This is a genomic window from Streptomyces sp. NPDC057438 (assembly GCF_042802995.1).
Lineage (GTDB): Bacteria > Actinomycetota > Actinomycetes > Streptomycetales > Streptomycetaceae > Streptomyces.
The window spans coordinates 41,642-49,816 of sequence record NZ_JBHVDD010000076.1 but is presented as its reverse complement, the minus strand read 5'-3'; the positions used below and the strand labels follow the sequence as shown (position 1 = coordinate 49,816).

Below are 8,175 nucleotides of genomic sequence, written 5' to 3'. Positions count from 1 at the left end.
CCAACCAGAAGTGGACCGGCCTGTCCGGGGCGAGCAACGCGTGTGCTCTTCCGTCGACCTACCGCTGGACCTCAACCGGCCCGCTGGCCCAGCCGAAGGCGGGGTGGGCCTCGCTCAAGGACTTCACCAGCGTCGTCCACAACGGCAAGCACGTCGTCTATGCCACGACGCACGACACTGTCGCCGGTGAGAATGGGCGCTGGGGACTGACGACCTTCAGCCCCTTCACGAACTGGTCCGACATGGCCACCGCCACCCAGAACAAGATTCCCTTCGACGGCATCGCGCCGACGCTGTTCTACTTCGCCCCGAAGGACATCTGGGTGCTCGCCTACAACGGGGGTTGGCCCTACAGCTTCTCCTACCGCACCTCCAGCGACCCCACCAACCCCAACGGCTGGGGCCCGCAGCAGGATCTCTTCACGACCACCCTCCCGGACGTTGTAGATCCCGACGGCACGAGCCGGAAGAGGGGCCCCCTCGACGTGACCCTCATCGGCGACGACACGAACATGTACATGTTCTTCGCCGACGACGAGGGCGGCATCTACCGCGCCAGCATGCCCATCGGCACCTTCCCAGGCACCTTCGGTTCGTTCACGAAGATCATGAGCGACACGGCGCTCAACCTGTTCGAGGCGCCGGAGGTCTACAAGGTCCAGGGCCAGAACCAGTACCTCATGATCGTCGAGGCCCAGAACTACACGGGGTATGGTCGCTACTTCCGCTCGTTCACGGCCACCAGCCTCGGCGGCACGTGGACACCGCAGCCGCAGGCCGACACCGTGACCAGCCCCTTCGCCGGCAGTGCCAACAGCGGCGCGACGGCCTGGACCAGGGACATCAGCCACGGCGATCTGGTTCGCACCAACCCCGACCAGACCAAGACCATTGACCCCTGCAACCTGCAGTTCCTCTACCAGGGGCGCGACCCCCGCACCGACGGCGGGGACTACGGCACCCTGCCGTACCGGCCGGGGGTACTGACACTGCAGCGCTAGCCGGTGGCGTGACACAGGTCCGGCTCCGCTGTTCCTGACGTTCGCGGGCAACGACGTACGCCAACCGGGTGAGCGTCGCCTCGAGCGACCAGGAACGGGGGAGTTGGAGCGGCGGGCTCGGTGCAAGGCCGAGCCCGCCCGTGCACGCGGAGAACCCGGATGGTGGCGGCCTCGTCCTGGTCGACCACGAGACGCGGAACGTCTCAAGCCTGGTGAGTCGGTCGGTTTCAGGGTTTGTCGAGTGAGCGGGGGTCGCCGGCGTCCGAGGTGATCACTGGGCGGCGGCGCGGTCGTCCGGCTGGTTGATCCACACGTTGGTGGGGAGCGCAAGGGACAGAGCCCGTCCGTCGCCAGCATCTACCGGCCCCTCGCCGAACACGAGAAGACCCAGGCGTACCCCGAGGCCCGTCGAGACAGCACACGCCGACTTCGCCGCCCTTCAGCAGCGCGACCGCAGCCCCAAGTAGTTACTCAGCGCTACACACCACCTGGCGGTAGCTATACGAGAACAGGGCCGTCGCGGTGGCGGCGGCCGCCGTCTGTCTTTTCAGGTGCTCCTGTGCGACCGCGTCTCGGCAAAAAACGATTGAGATGGCAACTTTTCCGCTCTGAGTGGCCACTTAGGGGTGTACCGACGAGGGCGAGCCGTGGTCAGCGGCACAACGCCCTCTGTGTCAACACCCGATCGGAGCACTACGTGTCACCAGACGACCCGAGATCCGCCGAGCAGCCGATGCCTCGGGGTCGCGCGCCCCACCGCCGTAGCCGGATGCTCCGGCATTGTGTCGTGGGGGCGGTGGCGGTGCTGGCCGCCTCGGCCGGTGTCGGCGCCTTGGCGCCCAGCGCGGGCGCCGCGCCGACCATCGGCATCCGTGTGGATGCCGGTACCTCCTTGGGCACGGTGCCCAGCAGTGGTGTCGGCCTCAACACGGGCTACGGCGACGAGCACATGGGGAACGCCAAGGCGACATCGCTGATGAAGGCCGCGGGAGTTCGGCAGCTGCGCTATCCCGGCGGCTCCGGCGCGGACGACTACCACTGGAAGACCCACACCTACGGCGACGGCAGCGGCTGGATCCCCTCCAACACCGACTTCGACCACTTCATGGTCACCGCGAAGAAGGTCGGCGCCCAGCCGATCCTGACCGCGAACTACGGTTCCGGCACCCCCAAGGAGGCCGCCGACTGGGTCAAGTACGCCAACGTCGACAAAGGTTACGGCGTGAAGTACTGGGAGATCGGCAACGAGGTCTACGGCAACGGGCACTACGGCGACGGCAAGGGCTGGGAAACTGACAACCACGCCGACAAGAGCCCGAAGGAGTACGGGAAGAACCTCGTCGCCTACTCGAAGGCGATGAAGGCCGTGGACCCGAAAGTGAAGATCGGAGCCGTGCTCACCACCCCCGGCTTCTGGCCGGATGCAGAGAAGGCTCCCGGTGACACCGCCGACTGGAACAACACGGTGCTCTCCATCGCGGGACGCTCGATCGACTTCGTCATCGTCCACTGGTATCCGGGCGGCACCACCACTGCCGACCTGCTGAACACCCCCTCCCAGATCGCCGGCGTCAGGTCCTCGCTGCGCTCGCTGATCGCCAAGTACGCGGGCTCGAACGCCGCTTCGGTGGAGATCGCGGTCACCGAGACCGACGCCGTCGGCTCACCCGCCTTGACCAGCCAGGCCGCGGCCCTGTTCGCGCCGGACACCTACATGACCTGGTTCGAGCAAGGTGCCACCCATGTGGACTGGTGGAACCTGCACAACGGCACGAGCGAAGCACCCACCACCGTCCACGGCGAGACCGACTACCAGGACGGGGGCATTCTCTCCGCCGGAACCTGCGCCGGGGGGAAGTGCGAACCGCCGCGCGACACGCCCTTCCCCACCTACTGGGGCATCCGCTCGCTGACCGCACTGGCGAAGCCTGGCGACACCATGGTCAAGTCGTCCTCGCGCAACTCGTCGGTCGCCGTGCACGCGGTGCGGAGCAGCAAGGGCGGTCTGAACGTCATGATGATCAACAAGAGCCCGAAGGACGCGGCGCAGGTGTCGCTCTCGTACGCCGGATTCACCCCCGCCGCAGGGGCGGTCACGACCGTTTCGTATGCCAAGGGAGACACCTCCCTGACGACGGCGAAGCGGGGCACGGCGGGCGCACAGAAGCTGCCGCCGTACTCGATCACGACTCTTCAGCTGAAGCCCGCGTCGGGGACCGCCGACGCTGACAAGCCGTCGCCCGCCCCCACGCCGCCCGCCGCCGCGCCGCTTGTCTCCGCCGCCGGAAAGACCGGCAGCCGTGCGCAGGCGGAGAAAGGCGCACCCGTCGGCCGACCGTCCCCGAGCAGCAGCAGCAACACGTTCGGCCCCCTGGCTTCCACCGGGGCGAGCACCGCTGTCACGTACAGCGCCATCGGTGGCCTGCTGGTCATGGCTGCCGGCGGCGTGCTGGTACTTCGCGGACGTCGCCGCAAGGCTTTGCACGGGAAGTGAGACCGCGTGCGTGACTGACGGCCCGGCAGCAACGCCACCCACCCGTGGCGTGCGCGCCGGGCCGTCGGCCCGCGCGGGCGTCGGCGGTCAGGAAACATACAAGGCCCGGGTCGTTGGCCTGGCCTGCCTCGGCACCGGTCCCGACCCGTGGGTCGGCCCACGGGCCGCGTTCTGGGCCACCGTGGAACTGCCGCGCGAGGACTTCGCGATGAACTACAACCAGGCCGTCGAGGCCGTCGAGGCCGTCCAGGTCAGCATGGCCGCCATCGGCACCACGTTCCGCGTCGGGGTCGACCTCCAGGCCGTCCAGGGCGAACAGCTTCCGCCGCTCGCCTGACGGCGGAGACGGCTCGGCCTCACTCGGGAAGCAGGGGGCCGAGCCGTCTGTGGCCTGTGCCTCGTGGTGGCTGAGCAGGACTCGACACCGTCCTGGCTGCCGTACAGCGGAGTTTCGGGAGGAGTCCGGCGGCTGCGGCGGGCCGGTCGACGTCAAGCCGCGCGGCATCGCCTCCCGCGGTACCGGCGGCCGCGCCGCCACTCGGAAGTTGCCGCCAGGGCGCGGCCCAGCCCAGAACCCGCCGTCCAGGCGAAGGCAGCGTGACGTGAACCGGTCCGGCAACGCCGCGTCGCGACCGGGCCGCTACCCCGATATCCGAGCACGCAAGGCCTCAAGAACGCGTCGCGGACGATGTCGAACCGGCGGAGCTCGGTCGAATCATGGTCGGTGACGTCCGGTGTGTCGTGAAGCGTGCAGTGCTGGGCAAGCCACCGGTTGGCATCAACCGCCTCGTACCGCCTGGGGCAGTCATATGCGTGGACGTATCCGGCCGGGCCGAGATGGAACTCGTGCAGACCGAGTACTTGTCCGTTCTCGATCGGATTCCGGCAGCGGCCCCCTTCCTGGTACGGGCGACGCACTGGAGGGCGTGGGCGTCCCCACTGTGGTTGATCCACAGACGCCCGTGCAGGACGACCAGCTGATTCGCGATCACGGTGTCCCTCCGTCTTCCTCCGTACGCGTGCAGATGTGAGCGGACGGACAGGCGTGACAGCCCTTCACCTCCACAAGCTCGGCGACGGCGGGCTCCTCACCCAGGCGAGGATCCGCGGCCGCGCCGGCGGAGGTCGAGCCGAACCTGATCCACTCGTCGTATCCGGGCGGCTGCAACTGCCCAAGGGTGTAGGACTCGTTTTGTCGGCGGCCCGGCTTGCCAGGCTTCTTCCTGCCCATCTACGGCTCCTCACTGCGATGGCGAGGTCGCTGCTCTCGGCGCGAACGTCAACGTGGGCAACCCCGCAGAGGTGGCGTCGAGTTCTGAGGACGAACCGCTACGACCCAACCGCCGGCAAAGCTGCGGCAGTTCATCCGGACCTACCCGAAGCGGCTGCAGAGGTCGGTCTCTTCGACTGCGTGCCCTGTACTTGGAGATCGCGCACGGCGCGCCGACGTCACGGCCATCCAGCATCTCGTCCGCGCGCAGAGCACTTCTGTCAATCCCCTGGTTCCGTAGAGACTTTGGTAATGCGGTCTGATCTTTCTGGCCGTGTCGCTCGCGCGCTTCGGCGATGATTCTTTCGAACTCCTCGGGCGGTAGGCCGCCGGCCGCGCTGTGCCTTCGACGCGGGTTGTAGAACCCAGTGATTCATGTGGCGATCGTCAGGCGGGCCTCGGTCCGGGTCGCGGACTGTCGGCGGTGGATGTACTCGACCTTGATCAGCGAGTTGAAACTCTCCGTGGCGGCATTGTCCAGCGCGGACGCCACCCGTCCCATGGACTGCACCACGCCCAGGCGGTCACAGAGCTTGTTGTACGCCTCGGACGTGTACTCCGCGCCGCGGTCGCTGTGGAAGATCGTCGCGGCCAAGCTCCACCTCTCGGAGTCCACGTCCGCAACTACCTCTCCTCCGCGATCGGCAAGACAGGCACCCGCAACCGGATGGAGGCGATGCGGGAGGCGCGGCAGCAGGGGTGGCTGTGACCCTGCTGCCGCGGCGGGGGTTGTGACCCCTGCCGCCGCCCTGCCCGCATCGCTCACCTCACCCCGTGGCCTCCGCCTTCTTGTAGTTCACTCCGTCCGGTCCCAGGCACACGAACCAGTCCTTCGGGGAGCCGTCCACCTCGCGGATCAGGTTCTTGAAGTCGCCGGCCCCCGCAGCGGCCCGTTCCACCCGGGTCTTCGTGCCGTTGTCCCAGGTGCAGGTGACCTCCTGGACGGTCCGGGCGACCTGGCCGATCACCAGGCGCTGCGGGGCGTCGACCCGGTCGGTGTCCAACGGCCTCGGGTACGCCTCGAGGTCCTTGCCCGCGACCACGTCGTCCTTCTTGAATGCTCTCAGGATCACCGTCGACGGCTTGCCCTCCACGGTCAGGTGCACGAAGTGCCAGCTCTCGCCCACCAGGTCCGAGGCCTTATCCACCTTGACCGGCTCCTCCCCGTACAGGGCCATCTCGGCGAGCTGGGCGCGTGCCTTCGCCGTGGTCTTCGGCGCGGTCCAGACGGCGGCGTCGACCTTCCACTTCCTGCCGTGGTCCGTGCCCCTGGCCAGAGTCGTCACCCGCCGTTCGGGACTCTGCTTCGCCGTCCCCGCCGAGGGCCGCGCGGCCACCTGCCCCGCCCCGTGCCCGTCGCCCGTGCCTCCCGCCAGCGCCAGCGTCGTCCCCGTGGACCCCGCGATCACCGCCGCGGCCGCGGCGGCCACCGCCCAGCGGCGCGCCTTGCGGCGCCTCCCTCCCCGTAGCACCGCCTGATAGGGGGCCGCGCCGACCTCGACCTCGTCCGCCGCGTCCGCCAGCAGGAGGGCGATGTCCGTGTGCGCCTCGTCGTACGTCATGTCGTGGTTCGTCTCCCTGTCCCCGCTCATCACTTCCGCCCTCCGTTCGTGAGTGCCTCGGCCAGTCCCGGCAGGGCGCGGAGCTTCGCGATCCCCCGCGCCGTGTTGCTTTTCACCGTGCCGACGCTGCATCCCATGGCCTCCGCTGCCTGCGCCTCGCTCAGGTCCTCCCAGTACCGCAGGACCACCGCCTCCCGCTGTCGCGCGGGCAGTGCGGCGAGCACCGTCAGCAGCGCGCCGCGGTCGTCCGCCCGCGCGATGCGGTCTTCGGCGTCAGGCAGCTCGTGGGTGAGGCCCGAGTAGTCCTTCGGCGCCAGGAACTCCTTGAGGCGTCTGCGGTGCCTGCGGGCGTGCGCGTTGATCATCACGCGCCGTACGTACGCGTCGGGGTCGTCGGCCGCGCCGACCCTGCGCCAGGCCGCATAGGCCCGTTCGAGCGTCGACTGGACCAGGTCCTCCGCGGCATGCTGCTCCCCCGTGAGCAGGAAAGCCGTGCGCAGCAACCGTGGCCAGCGGCCGACGACGAAGCTCTGGAACTCCGCGTCCCGAGCCTCTTTCCGATCCAACATGGTCACCTCCTAGATGGTTGAAGGAGTCCATGAGGATCGGATTTCGTTGCACCGCCGCGCGGAGGATTTTTTTCGAGCCTCGGGCCCGGAGATTGTGCGGCAGGCCAGCGCTGCCTACGACGCGGGTCTGACCGTCACCGACCGTACCCTGAAGGCATGGCTGGCCGGCACCCGCAGTCCGACGAAGCAGAACCTCGCCCGGATCGAAGACGCCTGTGACAGTTTCGGGTCGGAGGGGTTGGTGGGTGGCTTCGCAACCACGCTGTTTCTGATCACACGTATTCCCCTGGAGCAACGGGCAACTCGGTGGATAACCGCCGCAACGTAGGGGCTCGGTCAAAGCACTCCCGCCGCGACTCGGACTGAGCGACGATTACGGGATGACGCTGAAGCGCATGGTCTTACTGATCGTTTCAGAATGAGTTGAGCAGGACTTGTGCTGGACGATCTTGCTCGGCAGGGTGTCCGGGTGCGTACTGATCTTGTTTCGGACGATCTGTGGAAGCGGGTGGCACCGCTACTGTCGCCTGCTCCCGAGCGGCGCCACCGTTTCCCGGGGCGGCTGCGTGTTCCGGACCGGGCGGCACTCGCTGGCGTCTTGTATGTGCTGCGGACCGGTGTCGCCTGGCGCGATGTCCCTGCGCAGACTGTGGGCTGCTCCGGCGTGACGGCCTGGCGCCGACTGAGGGACTGGACCGAGGCCAGCGTGTGGCCGCGACTGCACGCCGCGCTGCTGGCCGAGTTGCGCCACGCCGACCTGCTGGACCTGGACGACTGTGCTGTGGACGGGTCACACGTCCGGGCACTCAAAGGGGGGATCACGTCGGCCCCTCGCCTGTCGACCGCGCCCGTCCCGGCTCCAAGCACCACTTGATCGTCGACCGCCACGGCACCCCGCTCGCCGTCACACTCACCGGCGGCAACCGACACGACGTCACCCAACTCCTGCCGCTGTTGGACGCGGTCCCCTCGATCCGGGGCCTGCGCGGACGCCCTCGGCGCAAGCCGCGGCGCCTGTACGCCGACCGGGGCTACGACTTCGACAAGTACCGCCGCCTGCTGTGGAAGCGCGGCATCAAGCCGCTGATCGCCCGACGCGGCGTCGTCCACGGTTCCGGGCTGGGCAAGGTGCGTTGGGTGGTGGAGCGCGCCTTCGCCTGGCTGCACCAGTTCAAACGACTCCGGATCCGCTATGAACGACGCGCCGACCTCCACCAGGGCCTGCTCGAGCTGGCCTGCAGTCTCATCTGCCTCCGTCGCCTGCGCACCACACGATGAA

Annotated in this window: 8 protein-coding genes and 1 pseudogene; 6 read left to right on the top strand and 3 right to left on the bottom strand. The window is 68.4% G+C overall.

Features of this window, described 5'->3' with window-relative positions; genetic code table 11:
• The 3 genes from ACFU5F_RS31935 to ACFU5F_RS31925 all read left to right on the top strand — a co-directional run.
• On the top strand, positions 1-1,001 hold a 1,001-nt coding region (locus ACFU5F_RS31935), incomplete at its 5' end, for a non-reducing end alpha-L-arabinofuranosidase family hydrolase (RefSeq protein WP_383894769.1).
• Between the two features lie 769 nt (positions 1,002-1,770).
• Complete coding sequence (locus tag ACFU5F_RS31930) at positions 1,771-3,495, top strand: LPXTG cell wall anchor domain-containing protein (protein ID WP_383894766.1); 1,725 nt, start codon at positions 1,771-1,773, stop codon at positions 3,493-3,495.
• A gap of 208 nt (positions 3,496-3,703) precedes the next feature.
• A complete protein-coding gene (locus tag ACFU5F_RS31925) occupies positions 3,704-3,832 on the top strand; it encodes a hypothetical protein (protein ID WP_383894763.1) in 129 nt (42 codons plus the stop codon).
• 1,306 nt (positions 3,833-5,138) lie between these two features.
• On the opposite strand, the gene ACFU5F_RS31920 is transcribed toward ACFU5F_RS31925, so the two are convergent.
• Positions 5,139-5,381, bottom strand: a complete 243-nt coding sequence (locus ACFU5F_RS31920; RefSeq protein WP_383894779.1) for a hypothetical protein — start codon at positions 5,379-5,381, stop codon at positions 5,139-5,141.
• Between ACFU5F_RS31920 and ACFU5F_RS31915 the strand changes: the two are divergent.
• Positions 5,350-5,474: pseudogene (locus tag ACFU5F_RS31915) on the top strand (DNA-binding response regulator); the annotation flags it as partial. The gene ACFU5F_RS31920 and the pseudogene ACFU5F_RS31915 sit on opposite strands and share 32 nt — an antisense overlap.
• 58 nt (positions 5,475-5,532) lie before the next feature.
• Here ACFU5F_RS31915 and ACFU5F_RS31910 read toward each other — a convergent pair.
• Both ACFU5F_RS31910 and ACFU5F_RS31905 read right to left on the bottom strand, forming a co-directional pair.
• Positions 5,533-6,357 (bottom strand): hypothetical protein, encoded by an 825-nt coding sequence (locus ACFU5F_RS31910; protein ID WP_383894761.1) that lies wholly within the window; start codon positions 6,355-6,357, stop codon positions 5,533-5,535.
• Positions 6,357-6,896: a SigE family RNA polymerase sigma factor gene (locus ACFU5F_RS31905; RefSeq protein WP_383894758.1), complete on the bottom strand. Its 540-nt coding sequence runs from the start codon at positions 6,894-6,896 to the stop codon at positions 6,357-6,359. Before ACFU5F_RS31905 ends, ACFU5F_RS31910 begins: the two co-directional genes overlap by 1 nt.
• Before the next feature lie 13 nt (positions 6,897-6,909).
• On the opposite strand from ACFU5F_RS31905, the gene ACFU5F_RS31900 reads away from it, so the two are divergent.
• A complete protein-coding gene (locus tag ACFU5F_RS31900; protein WP_383894756.1) occupies positions 6,910-7,224 on the top strand; it encodes a hypothetical protein in 315 nt (104 codons plus the stop codon).
• A 141-nt stretch (positions 7,225-7,365) separates the two neighbouring features.
• Positions 7,366-8,174 (top strand): IS5 family transposase gene (locus ACFU5F_RS31895; protein WP_383894753.1). Its coding sequence is split into 2 segments (ribosomal slippage): positions 7,366-7,686 and positions 7,689-8,174, totalling 807 coding nucleotides; the frame shifts between segments, so codons are not numbered across the junction.
• The last annotated feature ends 1 nt before the right edge of the window (position 8,175 follow it).

Bases quoted from the DNA above. Each gene is read 5' to 3' on its own strand.
- ACFU5F_RS31930 (WP_383894766.1), top strand. From the start codon at position 1,771: ATGCTCCGGCATTGTGTCGTGGGGGCGGTGGCGGTGCTGGCCGCCTCG.
- ACFU5F_RS31925 (WP_383894763.1), top strand. From the start codon at position 3,704: ATGAACTACAACCAGGCCGTCGAGGCCGTCGAGGCCGTCCAGGTCAGC.
- ACFU5F_RS31910 (WP_383894761.1), bottom strand. From the start codon at position 6,357: ATGAGCGGGGACAGGGAGACGAACCACGACATGACGTACGACGAGGCG.
- ACFU5F_RS31905 (WP_383894758.1), bottom strand. From the start codon at position 6,896: ATGTTGGATCGGAAAGAGGCTCGGGACGCGGAGTTCCAGAGCTTCGTC.
- ACFU5F_RS31900 (WP_383894756.1), top strand. From the start codon at position 6,910: ATGGTTGAAGGAGTCCATGAGGATCGGATTTCGTTGCACCGCCGCGCG.